The 15,173-nt window shown below is 75.5% G+C and carries 12 protein-coding genes; 6 read left to right on the top strand and 6 right to left on the bottom strand.

Features of this window, described 5'->3' with window-relative positions:
* The first annotated feature begins 62 nt into the window (after positions 1 to 62).
* A complete protein-coding gene (locus E1165_RS11485; RefSeq protein WP_132390581.1) occupies positions 63 to 659 on the top strand; it encodes a precorrin-8X methylmutase in 597 nt (198 codons plus the stop codon).
* Entirely contained in the window at positions 656 to 2,314 is a 1,659-nt protein-coding gene (cobA, locus tag E1165_RS11480) for a uroporphyrinogen-III C-methyltransferase (protein ID WP_132390579.1), read from the top strand. Before E1165_RS11485 ends, cobA begins: the two co-directional genes overlap by 4 nt.
* 23 nt (positions 2,315 to 2,337) lie before the next feature.
* Here cobA and E1165_RS11475 read toward each other — a convergent pair whose 3' ends face one another.
* The 4 genes from E1165_RS11475 to E1165_RS28925 all read right to left on the bottom strand — a co-directional run bounded on the left by E1165_RS11475 (position 2,338) and on the right by E1165_RS28925 (position 5,525).
* Positions 2,338 to 3,282 carry an ATP-binding protein gene (locus E1165_RS11475; protein ID WP_165945197.1) on the bottom strand — a complete coding sequence of 315 codons (945 nt, stop codon included), beginning with the start codon at positions 3,280 to 3,282 and terminating at the stop codon, positions 2,338 to 2,340.
* 152 nt (positions 3,283 to 3,434) lie between these two features.
* Entirely contained in the window at positions 3,435 to 3,797 is a 363-nt protein-coding gene (gene crcB / locus E1165_RS11470; protein WP_132390575.1) for a fluoride efflux transporter CrcB, read from the bottom strand.
* Positions 3,794 to 4,264, bottom strand: a complete 471-nt coding sequence (locus E1165_RS11465; protein WP_132390573.1) for a CrcB family protein — start codon at positions 4,262 to 4,264, stop codon at positions 3,794 to 3,796. Before E1165_RS11465 ends, crcB begins: the two co-directional genes overlap by 4 nt.
* Positions 4,265 to 4,445: 181 nt before the next feature.
* Positions 4,446 to 5,525 (bottom strand): hypothetical protein, encoded by a 1,080-nt coding sequence (locus E1165_RS28925; protein ID WP_165945196.1) that lies wholly within the window; start codon positions 5,523 to 5,525, stop codon positions 4,446 to 4,448.
* Positions 5,526 to 5,782: 257 nt separating this feature from the next.
* Between E1165_RS28925 and paaI the strand changes: the two genes are divergently transcribed.
* Together paaI and E1165_RS11450 are read left to right on the top strand one after the other, a co-directional pair.
* Positions 5,783 to 6,169: a hydroxyphenylacetyl-CoA thioesterase PaaI gene (gene paaI, locus E1165_RS11455; protein ID WP_132390621.1), complete on the top strand. Its 387-nt coding sequence runs from the start codon at positions 5,783 to 5,785 to the stop codon at positions 6,167 to 6,169.
* A gap of 128 nt (positions 6,170 to 6,297) precedes the next feature.
* Positions 6,298 to 6,927, top strand: coding sequence for a dienelactone hydrolase family protein (locus E1165_RS11450; RefSeq protein ID WP_132390571.1), 630 nt, complete (start codon positions 6,298 to 6,300; stop codon positions 6,925 to 6,927).
* A gap of 3 nt (positions 6,928 to 6,930) precedes the next feature.
* On the opposite strand, the gene E1165_RS11445 is transcribed toward E1165_RS11450, so the two are convergent.
* Positions 6,931 to 8,088: an FAD-dependent monooxygenase gene (locus tag E1165_RS11445; protein ID WP_132390569.1), complete on the bottom strand. Its 1,158-nt coding sequence runs from the start codon at positions 8,086 to 8,088 to the stop codon at positions 6,931 to 6,933.
* A gap of 694 nt (positions 8,089 to 8,782) precedes the next feature.
* On the bottom strand, positions 8,783 to 10,921 hold the full coding sequence (locus E1165_RS11435) for an adenylate/guanylate cyclase domain-containing protein (protein ID WP_243704713.1): 2,139 nt from the start codon (positions 10,919 to 10,921) through the stop codon (positions 8,783 to 8,785).
* Between the two features lie 189 nt (positions 10,922 to 11,110).
* Between E1165_RS11435 and E1165_RS11430 the strand changes: the two genes are divergently transcribed.
* Together E1165_RS11430 and E1165_RS11425 are read left to right on the top strand one after the other, a co-directional pair.
* A complete protein-coding gene (locus E1165_RS11430) occupies positions 11,111 to 14,023 on the top strand; it encodes a helix-turn-helix transcriptional regulator (RefSeq protein ID WP_132390565.1) in 2,913 nt (970 codons plus the stop codon).
* 120 nt (positions 14,024 to 14,143) lie between these two features.
* Entirely contained in the window at positions 14,144 to 14,914 is a 771-nt protein-coding gene (locus tag E1165_RS11425) for a DUF5995 family protein (protein WP_132390563.1), read from the top strand.
* Positions 14,915 to 15,173 lie beyond the last annotated feature (259 nt).

Below are 15,173 nucleotides of genomic sequence, written 5' to 3'. Positions count from 1 at the left end.
CGCAGCCCCGCCGGGCGGGTACGCACCGGCACCGGCACCCCGCCCGGCGCGGAGCCGGCCCCGTGACCCGGGTGGTGCACCCGATCGAGCAGGAGTCGTACCGGATCCTGCGCTCCCGGGTCGACCTGACCGACCTGCCCCCGTTGACCCGGGCGGTAACCGAGCGGGTGGTGCACGCCAGCGCCGACCTCGACTACGTCACCGATCTGGTCTGCGACGAGGCGGCCCTGGCCGGCGGCCTCGCCGCGCTGCGCGCCGGTGCGGTGATCGTCACCGACGTGTGGATGGTCGCCGCCGGCATCACCCGGGCCGGTCGGGAGATCGTCTGCCCGGTCGCCGAGCCCGCCGCCGCCGAGTTGGCACGCGCCACCGGGCTGACCCGTTCGGCCGCCGCCGTCCGGGTCGCCCTGGGCCGGGTGGGACCGGGCGCGGTGTGGGTGGTCGGCTGCGCCCCCACCGCGCTGGCGGAGCTGATCACCCTGGACGCGGCGCCCGCGCTGGTGGTGGGGTTGCCGGTCGGTTTCGTCGGCGCCGCCGAGTCCAAGGCGGCACTGCGGGCCAGTGGCCTGCCGGCCGTGTCCAACGTCGGCGAGAAGGGTGGTTCGGCGGTTGCCGCCGCCGCCCTCAACGCCCTGCTCTACCTGGAGGAAACGTCATGACCGCGCTGGTCATCGTCGGGCACGGCACGCGCAGCGCGGCCGGGGTCGACCAGTTCGCCGCGCTCGTCGACCGGGTCCGCCGCCGTGCCGGCGGAAGCGTCGGCGACGTCGAGGGCGGGTTCATCGAACTGTCCCGCCCGCCGCTCACCGACGCGGTGACCACGCTCGTCGAGCGGGGCCACCGCAGCCTGGTCGCGCTGCCGCTGGTGCTCACCGCCGCCGGCCACGGCAAGGGCGACATTCCCGCCGCGATGGCCCGCGAGCAGGCCCGCCACCCGGGTCTGACCTACCGGTACGGCCGCCCGCTGGGCCCGCATCCGCTGCTGCACACCGCCCTACAGGAGCGGATCGACGCCGCCCTGGCCGGGGCGGACCGGGCCGGAACCTGGGTGGCCCTGATCGGGCGGGGCTCCACCGACCCGGACGCCAACGCCGAGGTGGCCAAGGTGGCCCGGCTGCTGTGGGAGGGCCGCGGCTACGCCGGCGTCGAACCGGGTTTCGTCTCCCTCGCCGAGCCGTCGGTGCCGGCGGTGCTGGCGCGGCTGCGCCGGCTCGGCGCCCGGCGGATCGTCGTCGCCCCGTACTTTCTCTTCGCCGGGGTGCTGCCGGACCGGATCGTCAACCAGTCGCAGGAGTTCGCCGCCGAGCATCCCGACCTCGACGTGCGGGTCGCCGGCCTGATCGGCGACTGTGACGCGCTGGCCGACCTGGTGCTGGAACGGCACACCGAGGCGCTGCGCGGGGACATCCGGATGAACTGCGACACCTGCGCGTACCGGGTGTTGATGCCGGGCTTCGCCGACAAGGTGGGCCGGCCGCAGACGCCGCACGACCACCCCGACGACCCGGTGGGCGGCCACCACCACCATCACCTTCACGGTGGCCATCACCACCATCACCACGACGGTGGCCACCACGGGCCGGGCCTGCGCCCCGGGCAGGTCGCCGTGGTGGGCGGCGGCCCCGGCCCCGACGACCTGATCACCGTCCGCGGGAAGGCGATGCTGGACAGCGCGGACGTGGTGGTGGCCGACCGGCTCGCCCCGCAGGGGCTGCTCGCCGGGCTCCGCCCGGACGTGCTGGTGATCGACGCCGCCAAGGTGCCGCGCGGGCCGTCCATGGCGCAGGACGCCATCAACGACGCCCTGGTCGACCACGCGCGCGCCGGCAAACGGGTGGTCCGGCTCAAGGGTGGCGACCCGTACGTCTTCGGTCGCGGCCACGAGGAGGTCCAGGCGTGTGCGGCGGCCGGTGTGGAGACGGTCCTCGTGCCCGGGGTGAGCAGCGCGCTCGCCGCGCCCGCGCTGGCCGGAGTCCCGGTCACCCACCGGGGGGTCGCCCACGACCTCACCGTCGTCTCGGGGCACCTGCCGCCGGGGCACCCACAGTCCCTCGTGGACTGGGTGGCGCTGGGCCGCGCCCGGGGCACCCTGGTGCTGCTGATGGCGGTCGACACCATCGCCAAGATCGCGGCGGTGCTGGTGGAGCACGGCCGCGCGCCGGACACCCCGGTGCTGGTGGTGCAGGACGCCGGGCACCCGGGTCAGCGGACCTGGGCGTCCCGGCTGGACGAGGTGGGCGACCTGGCGGCCCGGGAGGGCGTCCGGCCGCCGGCGGTCGTCGTCCTCGGCCCGGTGGTGGCGCTGCGCGGCTGACCGCACGGGCCACGCCCCGGGGCTCAGGAGCCCTGACGGTAGTGGTGGCCGCCCGGATTGTCCCGGGCGGCCGCGCCGAGCAGCACGGTGACCTGGCACTCCGGGTCGCCCACGGCGATCCGCTCGTCCAGCAGCACGACCGCCGCGCCGTGGTTGCGGGCAGCGATGCCCCCGAACACGCTGGAGGTCATCCGGCACAACGCGGGCGCGCGGCGTACGGTGTCGCCGAACGGGCAGCGGCGGTTGCCCAGCACGATCCGGTCGTCGTCGATCGAGATGACGTAGAACTCGCCGCCGATGGCGGACTTGAGCCGCAGGTAGCACTCGGCCACCTGCGCGGGGGTGAGCTGGCCGACCACGTCACGGGCCCGGCGGTACTCCTCCTCCATCTGGCCGCCGACGGTCGCGCCCACCTGGGCCACCATCTCCTCCGTGGCGCTCGGCCCCTGCCGGTTCTCGGCCGTGCGGGCCAGTTCTACGACAAGGGCGCGCAGGAAGGACTCCCGGCCGAAGCCGCGCGGCCCCGCCTCGTCGAGGGCGGGCAGCGGGTTGACCTCCCGGCGGGGCGGGTCGAAGGAGAGCTCGATCCGCCGGGTCACCGGCAGCACGCTGCGTACCTTCTTGCCGGTGCCCCGCTTGGACACCACATCCAGCTCCGCGCCGAGCTGGCGGACCAGCCACAGGCCGCGGCCCCGGATGCTGCCGGTGGCCGGCGCCGGCAGGTCGGCGGGGTCGAACGACGGGCCGAGGTCGTGCACCACCAGCGTGGGACGCACACCCGACCAGTCCAGGCCCACCCAGACCGGGCCTCCGGCGTGCTCGACGGCGTTGCCGACCAGTTCGGAGATGACCATCGCGGCGTCTTCGACCTCGTCGCGTTCCTGTGCGTGCCGGCGCAGGAACGCGGTCAGCTCGGCGCGCAAGGCGCTGGCCGCCGCCGGGGTCGCCGGGGCCAACAACCACTCCACAGCGCCACTCCGTCCCATCCGTGCCGCCCAGGCGCTCCGCCGTACGGCAGTCTCGGCCGCCGGGCGGCCGGCCGCCCGGCGTGCGGGTGCCACTGACGACGACCGCTTCCGTCACCATACGCCCACGCCGTCCGGGCGCGCAGGGCCGACGGTCAGCCGCCCAGCGCGTGCCCCAGGGCGTGGCCGGCACCCGCCGCGGCCAGCCCGGTCGCCACGCTGAGCAGCGCGTGGGCCAGGGCGGCGGTCCGGGCTCCGGCGCGGGCCAGCCGCACCGTCTCGTAGCCGAAGGTGGACCAGGTGGTGAACGCTCCGCAGAAGCCGGTGCCGACGAGCGCGGTGACGGCCGGCCCGGCCGGGACCGCGAGCACCGCGCCGAGCAGCAGCGACCCGACGACGTTGACGGTCAGCGTGCCCCAGGGCAGGACCGAGCCGTGCCGGGCCTGCACCGCCCGGTCGGTGAGGTACCGCAGCGGCGCCCCGACGGCCGCGCCGAGGACGATGAGCAGGACGGTCACCGCCCAGCTCCACGCCCGTCGAGCACCCGCGCGGTGAGCGCGTCGCCGGCCACGACGGCCAGCAGCCCGGCGACCAGCGTCGCCGCCAGGTACGCCAGCGCCGTCTGGGCGGCCCCGGCGACGAACGCCCGGTGGGCGTCCACCGCGTACGAGGAGAAGGTGGTGAAGCCGCCGAGCACGCCCACACCCAGGAAGGGACGGGTCAGTGGCGGGACGCGACGTCGACCGATCAGCGCCATCAGCGCCCCGATCAGCAGGCAGCCGAGCACGTTGACGCCGAAGGTGGCCCAGGGGAAGCCGGTCGGGGAGTGCGGCAGCGCCGCCTGGGCCGCGGCCCGGGCCAGCGCGCCGAGCGCGCCGCCCGCGGCGACGACGCCGAGCACGGCCGCCGGGCGCGCGTCGAGTTCGCGACGGTCGGCGGGCACCCGCAGGTCGACGTCGGGGTCGATGCGGCGTGGTGTCGGCACCTGTTCCTCCCCACCAGCACACGGGCCACTGGCAGGGACCGTTGGCGTGCCGGACGCGGTTCTCCCGGTGGTGGCCGGGGCGGCGGGCCCCACCGCCGTGCCCCCACTCTAACCCCGCCGGGCCCCGACGCCCCCGGGCGCCGGCCCACCGGCGCCCGGTCGGGTCGGGTGCGGTGGGCGTTCAGGTCGCCCGCGCGGCGGTGGGCCGGGCCGCCAGTCCACCGAGGACGGCTCCGACGATCGCGGTGAGCGTGACCACCCCGCCGGACACCTCCGGCGTCCACCGCAGCCCGTCGGTCAGCGCCAGGCCGACCAGATGCCCCGCCCAGACCAGCCCGGCGTAGACCGCTCCCGCGACCGGCAGCCGCAGCGCCGCGTCGGGGCCCCGCACCGCGTCCAGCCGCAGCAGCGCCAGGTCGGCCAGCACCGCGCCGAGCAGGGCGGTGAGCGCGGCGACCGTCTGGGAGGCCGGGAACTCGACCATCACCAGGTCGAACAGGGCCACCCCGGCCACCAGGGCGGCCCCGGCGCCGAAGGTCGGCCGCCGCCGGTGGGCCAGCAGGAACGGCGCGGTCAGCAGCACGGTGGTCACCAGGTACGCGTCGACGCCGAGGATCGCGCCGTTCTGGTTGCCGTACGCGCCGATCGCCTCTGTCGGCGCGACGGAGAGGAAGGCCGACGAGTGGGTGAGCAGGAGGGTCGGGGCCATCGCCCCCATCGCCAGGGACAGCACCCCGGTGACCGACCGCGAACCGCCCTCGCCACTGGCCCACCAGGCACGCAACGGACTGGTCAGCAGCAACACCGCACCGGCGTCGATCAGCAGGTGGCTCGGGCTGAACGAGGCGTCCAGGCCGACCTCCACGCCGAGGGTCTCGTGCCAGAGCATGTCGGCGAGGCCGCCGAGGAGGAACATCCCGACGCCGAGCGCGCCCACCCGGTAGCCGGCCGGCCAGCCGTCGCGCCACCAGCGCGGGGCGACGTCCCGTCGCTGGTACGCCAGCCAGCAGGTCCAGCCGGCGGTGGCGGCGAACCCCGCGTACAGCAGACCGTGCCACGGGGTGAAGAAGCCCTCGATGGTGTCGATGATGTTGGTGTGCGCCCAGCCGTCGGACATCGCCCCCGCGACCAGGCAGGCGCCGAGCAGGACGGTGACGAGATCCTCGCCGCGGCTGGTCGGTCGTACCCGGGGGCGGTCGGCCTGCCCGGGTCGGGCCACGTCGGCCCCGACCGCGTCGGGGGCGGCTGCGCTGCGCGTCATCGGCGTTCCTCTCCGATCCGTTCCACGGTCCGCCATTGTGCCGTGCCTGTGCGTGACCCCCGGCGGTGCCCCCGCCACCGCTTTCCTGGCCCGCGGCGGCGTACGGTACCGGGGAGGCCCCGGTGGTCCGGGGCCGCGGAGTCGACCGGCAGGAGGAGCGTGTGCAGGACCACAGCCCCCGGCGGCAGCAGCGGGATCCGGTCGCGCGGCGGGGGCGGGACGAACCGGTGGCGTCGGCGCGTACCCCCGCGCACGACATGTTCGACGTGGACGTCGCGTCCCGCAGCCTCGGCATCGAGTTGGTCGGTGCCGGCGCCGGCGCGGCGGAGGCCCGGATGCGGGTGACCCCGGCCATGGTCAACGGACACGGTATCGGTCACGGGGGGTACGTCTTCCTGCTGGCGGACACGGCGTTCGCGCTGGCCTGCAACAGTTACGGCCCGGCGACCGTCGCCGCCGGTGGTGAGATCAGCTTTCTGCGTCCGGTCCGCGCGGGCGACGTGCTGACCGCACGGGCCACCGAGCGGGTCCGTCACGGTCGCAACGGCATCTACGACGTCACGGTCCTGCGCGGCGACGAGGTGATCGCCGAGTTCCGGGGCCGCAGCCGGACGCTGAGCCCGGTCGCCGGACCACCCGGCTGACCCCGCCGCCGCGTCCACGCGATCGGGTCGGCGCGACCCGCCCGGCGGTGCCGCGACCGACCGGGACGGCGCGACCGGTCCCGACGTGGCGGCGGGACACCGGCGGCCGGTCGGGGCAGGATGAGTTCGTGGCTCAGATCGCGCTCTTCCACTCCGTCTACGGGCTGCGACCGGCGGTGCTGGCCGACGCCGAGCGGCTGCGCGCCGCCGGGCACCAGGTGGTCACCCCCGACCTGTACGCCCTGCCCCCGGCCGACACCGCGGCGGCGGGCTTCGCCCTGCTGGAGAAGGTGACCCTGGAGGAGGTGCTGCGCCGGGCCCGGGCGGCGCTCGCCCCGCTGCCCGCCGGCACGGTGCTCGCCGGCTACTCGATGGGCGCCGGGGTGGCCGGCGTGCTGCTGGCCGAGCGGCCGGCCGCCGCCGGGCTGCTGCTCCTGCACGGCACCGGCGGTGCTCCGGCGGCGGTCCGCCCGGGGCTGCCGGTCCAGTGCCACCTCGCCGACCCCGACCCGTACGAGTCGCGGGTCGAGGTCGACGACTGGCAGCGGGCACTGACCGGCGCGGGGGCGAGGCTGGAGGTGTTCCGTTACCCGGGTCGCGGTCACCTGTGGACCGACCCGGACGACCTCGACCACCATCCGGCGGCCACGGCCCTGACCTGGGAACGTGTCCTGTCGTTCCTCGCCGCCCTGCCGCCCGGCTCACCGAACGACGTGTGGGCGGGGACGGGTAACAGGACGGGCACGGCGCCTGGCTGAGCCTCAGCGGTTCGCGCGTTCGATGCCCCGCCGGACGAGGCCGCGGATGCCCGGGAGCGTGATCGCCCGGATGGTCAGGTCGTTCATCCACACGTGGAACTGGCTGGGCGGCGCGTACTGCAGCATTCCCCGGCGGGCGAGTGCCTGCCGTTTGGCGGCTTCCGGGCGCAGGCGCGACTCCCACTCGGCCAGCGCCGACGGAATGTCGTCGGCGTGCCGTCGCAGGGCGGCGCCGAGGTGGTCGGCGCCGGCGAGCGCGAGGGCGGCGCCGTGTCCGGCGAAGAGCGTGACGCACCAGGCCGCGTCTCCGAGCAGCACGACTCGGCCGCTGCTCCACCGTGGCACGACCACCTGGCTGACCGCGTCGAAGTAGGCGCGGGCCGAATCTTCCCGTAGGTGGCGGAGCGCGTCGGGCACCCCTGCCCCCAGATCCCCGAACGTCGCGCCGAGCGCGCCGACCGGTCCGCGCCTCAGTTCGGCGGCCGGGTCGGCGCACCGGTACGTGAAGAACGCCGCTGACCGGTGCGGGCCGAGGTTGACGACTGCCGCTGTGCGCCCCGGACCGATGAACGTGGTGGCGGACGACCGCGGCACGCCCGCCACCGGGTGGTCCAGCGGAAAGGCGCCCACCACGTACGGCAGGTCGACCCGGAAGCCGGATCCGAGGACGGCCGTACGGGTGGCGGAGTGCACCCCGTCGGCGCCCACCAGCAGGTCGGCGTGTTCGGTGGTGCCGTCACTCAGCACCACCCGTACTCCGTCGGTGTCCTGGTCGATGGACTCGACGGTGACGCCGAAGCGGATCTCGACGCGGTCGCGCACCGCCTCGTACAGAGTGGACTCCAGGTCGCCGCGGAACACCGAGATGGCCCGTTTGCCGATGGTGGCCTCGGCGATGGCGGATGGCACCGTGAACTTGGGTCGTCCGTCGGCGTGGACCAGCACGGTGGTGAACAGTCCCACGTCGTGGGCGGACAGCGCGGGCAGCAAACCGAGCCGTTCGGCGGCGCCGTAGCCGGGTCCGAGCAGGTTGACCAGGTAGCCGCTGCCGCGTCGGGTGGGGGCGCGCTCCACCACGAGGGCGCGCCACCCGTCTTGTCCGAGTCGCAGGGCGGCGGCCAGGCCGGCAATGCCCGCCCCCACGATGACCGCGCGTTTCATCCCACACTCCCCGCATCCCAGAATGAGCACTTGCTCATACCAGTATGAACAGACGCTCATCCTGGTGCAACAGCGGCCCCGGCAGTGCATAGACTTCGGCCATGCCCCGCGGAGTCACCATCCCCGAGCCCAGGCAGCAGCTCTTCGCCGCCCTGGAACGCGTGATCGTCACGGCCGGGCCCAGTCGACTGACCGGTCGGGCCGTGACCCGCGAGGCCGGCGTCGCCACCGGGCTCCTCTACACGCACTTCGCGACCTTCGACGACTTCCTGACCGGGTACGCGGTCGATCGGTCCTTCCAGATCTCCGGCGAGGTGGCGGGCCTGGCGCAGCGCGCCGGTTCCGGCACCGTCGCCGGCAATCTGGGTGACGCCGCCCTGGCCACCCCGCTGGACACGTTGCTGGCGCTGACCCGGCTGATGGCCCTCCGGCCCGAGCTGGCGGCAGACGTCGAGGCGGTACTGGGGAACGGGACCGCCGGGCTACAGGCGATCGAGCACGCGACCGCCGGCTATCTGAGCGCCGAACAACAACTCGGACGGGTGCCCGCGGAAACCGACGCCGAGGCGCTGGCCCTGGCCGTGGTCGGCGTGCTGCACCACGTCGCGCTCACCGGCGCGACCGGATCGGCGGCGAACGTCCGGATCCGCCGCGCGATCGACGCACTCACCGCCGGCTTCCCGGCCACTCTGGATCAGGCGGCGCACAGCGGCGGCGTCGAATCGCTCCGCGACTGGCGTCCGCGCCCGGCTGCGAGGTCGGCCGCCGGTACGACCGCCAGCGCCGGACGTTCCACGGCGACGCGGGCCGATCGCCGTCGTGCTGGGGACCCGGCCGGGCGGAAGGACCCCACCTGAAGGATGGACGCGTGGGGATCGGGTGCGCCGCCCTGGGCGGGCGACCCGGTCGAGCGGTCGCGGTCGGTTCCGACCGTGTCCCCGGCGGCCCCGCCGTGGCGACGCCCGGTCGACGCACTGCCGGCGTCCGGTCCGGTCGGCGCGGTGTCGGGGTCGGTGCGGACGACCGACCGGGTCGGCGTACCCGGCCGTGCCGGACCCGTCCCGTCGCACGTCGGCGCTCCCGCGACGACCGGCGACCCGCACCCGCCGGCCCGGCGGACGAACTCGGCCCGCACCGCCCGGGGGAGCCGCTCGTACGCCACCCGGCGCAGGGCCGGGTCGACGAAGGCGTACCGGCCGCGTGGGTCGGGCCGGAGCAGGCCGTCGGCGGCCAGCCGGCACAGGATGTCCGCCGCCCGGCCCGGCGTCCAGCAGAGCAGCCGGTCGACCGCCGCCGCGGTGAGCGGCCCGCCCAGCGTAGCCCCGGCCATCAGCACCGCCCGCCCCACGCCGTCGAGCCGGTCCAGCCGCGCACCGGCCACCCGCCGTACCGCCTCGGGCAGCGGCGGCTCGGCGACGACCGCGCCACGTCCGGCCTCGGCGACGTACCCGGTGGCGTAGCCGGGCACACCGGCGACCAGGGGCAGCAGCCGCGCGGCCAGCGCGGCCGGTTGCCCCGCGCGGGCCAGCATCCGCCGCACCAGCCGGCCGCTGTCGAGCGCCGGCAGCGGCGGTAGCGTCACCCGGCACCGCCGGTCGGCGGGCCCGGGCAACAGATCCGCCCAGTGCGGCCGATGGGTGACCAGCACCGCCAGCGGCAGCCCGCGCACGGTGGCCGCCGCGAACAGGGTGTGCAGGAACCGGCCCAGCTCCGGGGCGGCGCGGTCCAGGTCGTCGACCGCGACCACCACCGGCTGCCGGGCGGCCAACGCCAGCAGGACCTCCCGGCAGGCCGCCGCGCCGTCCGCCGTCCTGCCCGCGCCGGCCAGCAGCCCCGCCAGCGCGCCGACCGCCGTGGCGGCCCGGGCCGGCGGGAGCACCCCACCGACCAGGGCCGCCAACCGGCGGCGGAGCACCGCCGGCGCGTCCCCCTCGCACGCGCCGGCGAGATCGCCGACCAGGTCGGCGACCGGGGCGAGCGCCGCCTCCGGGTACGGCGGGCAGTGCGCCACGCACCACCGCACCGACACCCCGTCGACCTGCCGCAGCGTCCGGCGTAGCTCGTGCAGCAGCCGGCTGCGCCCGATGCCGTCCGGGCCGACCAGCGACACCCACCGGGGACGCTGCTCCCGCACCGCGCGGACGAGCTGCTCCCGCGCGGTGGCCAGCTCGCGGCGCCGCCCCACCAGCGGCCCGTCGTGCCGGGCCGGCCGGGGCCGGCACGCCGCGCGGGCCCGCCACACGTCGACCGGCAGGGCCTTGCCGGCCAGCGCCGCCGGAGCCAGCGCGTGCTGTTCGACCAGCCCGGCGGTGGCCCGGTGGGTGGCGGCGCAGACGACCACGCCGCCCGCCGGCGCGTACTCCTGCAACCGGGCCGCGGTGGTGGTCACCGTGCCGCTGGCCGCGCCGTGACCGCCGTCGCGGGCGGCGGCCAGGTCGACCACCGCCTCGCCGGTGGCGACCCCCACCCGGACCCGCAGCCGCACGCCCCCCGGCATCGGCCGCCGGTCCAGCGCCCCCTGGATCTCCAGCCCGGCACGCACCGCCCGGTACGCGTCGAGGCCGTCGGAACGGCGGGCCCCGAACAACGCCATCACCGCGTCACCGACGTACTTCTCGACCACCCCCTGCCAGCGCCGCAGCACCCCGGCGACGGTGTCGAAGTACGCCAGTTGCAGGGCCCGGACGTCTTCCGGGTCGAGCCGCTCGGTCAGCGCCGTCGAGCCGACGATGTCGGCGAAGAGCACGCTGACCAGGCGTCGTTCCTCCGGCACCGGCCAGGCCGGCGCGGTGACGTCCTCTTGCCGACCGGTGACGATCGTGGACATTGGCATCGCATCCACCTTCCCCAGCAGCGGTGCCCTGACGGCCTACGGAGACTGTCACCACCGGGCCGTCGGGGGGATCTGCAGAACGACGTATGTCGGCCCACCGCAACCTTCGGTCCCAAAGTCGACACGAGAGGTACCACAGGGCCGTCCGGCCCGTAGAACGGTGCGGGGCCCTGTGACTAGGCTGCGAGCATGGCCAGCGATGTGGACACCGCACCGCTCGTCGGCCGTGCCGACCAGCTGACGGAGCTGCGCGCCGTGCTCCTCGGCGAGCCGGGGCCGGGGCAGACCGCGGCGGTCTTCGTCACCGGCGAGAGCGGGGTGGGCAAGTCCCGTCTGCTGCACGAGACCGGAGCGCGGTTGCGGGACGCCGGAGCCGTGGTGCTCACCGGCTCCTGCCTGGACATCGGCGACGCCTCGCCGCTGCACCCGGTCGTGCAGGCGCTGCGCCGCTTCGACGCCGACCTGACCGTCACCCAGGCCCGTACCTCGTCCGCCGTTCGCGGTCTGCTGCGGATGTTCGCCGACGAGCCGGCCACCCCGGACGGCGGCGCGCTGCTCGAACGGGTCTCCCGGGGGTTGAGCCTGATCGCCGAGGGACGCCCCCTGGTGCTCGTCCTCGACGACCTGCAGTGGGTCGACCGGAGCACCCGCCAGCTCCTGCTCTACCTCCTCGCCGGCCTCGGCGACCTGCAACTGTCCGTGCTCGCCGCGATCCGGGCCGAGGCGTTGCAGGGCGCCCACCCGCTGCGCCGGGTCCTCACCGAGCTGCGTCGGCTCCGGTCGGTACGGGTGTTCGACCTCGCCCCGCTGGGCCGGGCCGACACCGACCGCCTCGCCGCCGCCATCGTCGGCGCCCCGCTGACCCCGGAGGCCGCCGACCAGATCTGGCAGCGCAGCGGCGGCAATCCGTTCGTGGTCGAGGAACTCGCCCGTGACCTGCGTGACGGCCACGACGGACTCTCCGACACGCTGCGAGAGATCTTCCTGGCCCGCGTCGACGCGTTGCCCCGGCACGCGCACGCCGTGGTCCACGCCGTCGCTGCCGGCGTGGAACCGGTGGCGCACTGGTTGCTGGCCGACGTGCTGCACCTGCCGGAGCAGGAACTGATCGACGCCGTCCGCGCCAGCGTGGCGCACCGCCTGCTCGTGAGCGCCGACGACGGCTACCGGCTGCGCCACCGGCTCGTCGCCGAGGTGCTGGAGCACGAACTCCTGCCGGCGGAGCGGTCGGCCCTGCACCGGCGCTACGCCGAGGCGCTGAACCGGGTCCCGGCCGACCTGCACCAGGCCCGGCTGGCACACCACTGGCGGCTGGCCGGGGAACCCGCCCGGGCCCTGTCGGCGGCCATGGCCGCCGCCCGGGAGGCCGAACGGCTGCACGGTTTCGCCGAGGCGCACCGGCACTGGTCGGTGGCGCTACAGCTGGCCGCCTCCCCGGCGACCGGCCCGATGCCGGCGTCGGTCGAGGTGAACCGGGCGGAACTGCTGGAACACGCCGCGGAGACCGCGCACCAGTGCGGCGAACACGCCCGGGCGCTGTCCCTGCTGGCCGAGCTGACCGGCGCGGACACCGCGCCGTCGTGCGCGCTGCGTATCCGGCGGGCCCGCTACCTCGCCGCCGCCGGCCGGTCCGCTCCCGCCGAGGCCGAGTACCAGTGGGTTCTGGAGGCGGCCGACTGCACCGACGGGGAACGGGCCACCGCCGCCGCCCGCCTCGCCGAGCTGCTGCTGCACCTGGGGCGTTACGCCGAGGCCGGCCAGCGGGCCCGCGAGGCGTTGGACCTGGCCGCGACGGTCGAGGGCAGCACCACAGAGGTGGTGCTCGCCAGCGCCGCGCTGGGCTTCAGCGAGGCGTTCCTGGAGGATCCCGACGCCGGTCTGGCGGTGGTGCGCCGGGCGTTGGAGACCGCCGAGCGGGCCGGCCGGCCCGAGGACGTCGCGTGCGCGTACCTGCACCTGGCGGAGCTGTTGACCGGGCCGCTGAACATCCTCGAGGAAGGGGTGGTGGTGGCCCGCCGGGGCGCCGAGCGGGTCGCCGAGCTGGGGCTGGGGCGCACCTACGAGACACGGCTGCTCGCCATCGCCACCAACGGGCTGTTCCGGGTGGGGCAGTGGGCCGAGGCGGAGAAGGTGGTCGCGGCGGCGCTGCGGCACCGCCCGTCCGGCGCCGACGCGGTCGAGCTGCTGCTGGCCCGCTGCCGGCTCTCCGTCGGCTACGGCGACGTCGAGGCCTCCGACCGCGACCTGGAGGCGGTGGCCACCATGCTCGCCGGCGGCGGCGCTCCCCGCCACGTGCTGCCGATGCTGATCCTGCGGGCCGGGCTGGCCATGTGGCAGGGTCGGCACGACGTCGCCCGGCAGGCCGTGCAGCGTGGTCTCACCGAGAGCCGCTCCGACGACGTGGTCTTGCTGGCGACCCTGGCCTGGCACGGGTTGCGGGCGGAGGCGCAGGCGCGCGCCAGCCGCGTGCCAGTGGACGAGACGGCGCTGCGGCGGCTGCGGGACGCCGTCGAGCGGGTGACCGCCAAGAGCATGACGGCGGCCGGCCCGGTCCGCTACGTCGCCGAGGGTTTCCTGGCGTTGTGCACCGCCGAGCTGAGCCGGCTCGACGGTCGAGGCGACCCGGAGGCGTGGGCCCGGTCGGCGGCCGAGTGGGACCGACGCCACCACCCGTACCCGGCGGCGTACTCGCGGCTGCGGCAGGCCGAGGCGTTGCTGGCGCGACGCAGTCGCAGCGCCACCGCGGCGAAGCTGCTGCGCCAGGCGTACGAGACGGCGCAGGGGCTGGGCGCGGTGCCGCTGACCAGCGAGATCAGGAACCTGGCGGGGCGGGCTCGGGTGGAGTTGAAGGAGCGGTCGCAGCCGGCTACCCGGTCGGGCGGGCGGGGCGAGCCGACCGGTGACGAGCTGGGTGTGCTCACCGCCCGGGAACGGGAGGTGCTCGCCGCGGTGGCCGAGGGCCTGACGAACAAGGAGATCGGCCAGCGGCTGTTCATCAGCGAGCGCACCATCGGTGTGCACGTCTCGCACATCTTCGACAAGCTCCAGGTCCGGACCCGGGTGCAGGCCAGCGCGATCTTCCTGCGCAACCGGGGCGAGTGACGTACGACTGTCGCGGCGCGAATACGTCGTTCTACTGATGGCGCCGGCGTACGGCGCTGGAAGGCTGATGCGCGGAGGACGACGGCACACGGGCTCGCCCCGGACCACTGTGGAGGAGACATGACGGAATCGGTCTGGGGTCCGGTCCACGCCGACATCGTCGGGCTGCTCGCCGACCACCCCGAGGACGTGCCGGCGGTGGTGGACCACCTCACCAAACTCCAGGACCTGCTGGTCCGGCTGCCCCCGCTGGAGGCGAGCTGCCCGCTGGCCGACTTCAACCGGCTCTACCTGGTCATCACCACCAGGGTCCTGGAGGGGCTGTACGACGACTTCTTCGCCGACCCGGTCTTCCTCGCCCGCCTCGACGTGGAGTTCGCCGCCCGCTACTTCGACGCGCTGCGCCTGTGGACGGAGTCCAGCCCGACCACCCCGAAGGCGTGGTCCTGCCTGTTCGCGCGGATGCGGGGGCCGGACGCCCGGCCGCTGCCGTCGGCGGCCGCGGGGGTGAACGCGCACATCAACTTCGACCTGCCGTTCGCGCTGGTGACCACCTTCGACCACCTGGAGTCGGAGCCGGTTGACGGCACCGACCAGCACCGCGACTACCTGAAGATCAACGACATCTTCGCCGACAAGATCCCGTCGCTGCGCCGTGGCTACCTGGAGCGCTGGCAACTGCTGCTGGACATGCTCAACGGCGACATCGACGACTGGTACCAGGGCGAACTGGTGGAATACACCCGGGACGTGGCCTGGCGCAACGCCCAGAAGATCTGGCGCTGCCGGCACGACCCGCACGCCCGAGACTGCGAGCGTACGCGGCTGGACGACAACGCCGCGGCGCTCGGCCGGCTACTGCTCTCGCCGCTGGGGGCGTTCCTGCAGTAGCCGGGACGGGGGGTCCCCGCGCTCCGGGAAACCGGGGCGCGGGGACGTGTCCCTGCCCGGCAGGGCCCCGACGGGGTCGGACGCCGGTTCTCCCGGCGGTACGCCCCGGTGACCGTCGGCGACCCGCGGGCGCTGGTGACCGCCGGGAACCAGCCGTCTGCCGGGTGCGTGCCGCCGGCTTGCCCGTTCCGCCGGGCCGGGCCCTGAACAGCGCCTACGGTCGGTGCAGGGGCACGGAGAGTAGGGCGGGGCATGGCGC

This window comes from Micromonospora sp. KC723 (assembly GCF_004348595.1).
In the GTDB taxonomy this organism is placed as follows: domain Bacteria; phylum Actinomycetota; class Actinomycetes; order Mycobacteriales; family Micromonosporaceae; genus Micromonospora.
The sequence above is the reverse complement of the archived record's forward strand: the minus strand, read 5'-3'. Positions and strand labels throughout refer to the sequence as shown.

What these genes read in the sequence shown, in the direction of transcription:
- E1165_RS11445 (WP_132390569.1), bottom strand. Translation starts at nt 8,088, where the DNA reads ATGAAACGCGCGGTCATCGTGGGGGCGGGCATTGCCGGCCTGGCCGCC.
- E1165_RS28925 (WP_165945196.1), bottom strand. Translation starts at nt 5,525, where the DNA reads ATGACGCGCAGCGCAGCCGCCCCCGACGCGGTCGGGGCCGACGTGGCC.
- E1165_RS11435 (WP_243704713.1), bottom strand. Translation starts at nt 10,921, where the DNA reads ATGCCAATGTCCACGATCGTCACCGGTCGGCAAGAGGACGTCACCGCG.
- E1165_RS11425 (WP_132390563.1), top strand. Translation starts at nt 14,144, where the DNA reads ATGACGGAATCGGTCTGGGGTCCGGTCCACGCCGACATCGTCGGGCTG.
- paaI (WP_132390621.1), top strand. Translation starts at nt 5,783, where the DNA reads ATGTTCGACGTGGACGTCGCGTCCCGCAGCCTCGGCATCGAGTTGGTC.
- E1165_RS11430 (WP_132390565.1), top strand. Translation starts at nt 11,111, where the DNA reads ATGGCCAGCGATGTGGACACCGCACCGCTCGTCGGCCGTGCCGACCAG.
- cobA (WP_132390579.1), top strand. Translation starts at nt 656, where the DNA reads ATGACCGCGCTGGTCATCGTCGGGCACGGCACGCGCAGCGCGGCCGGG.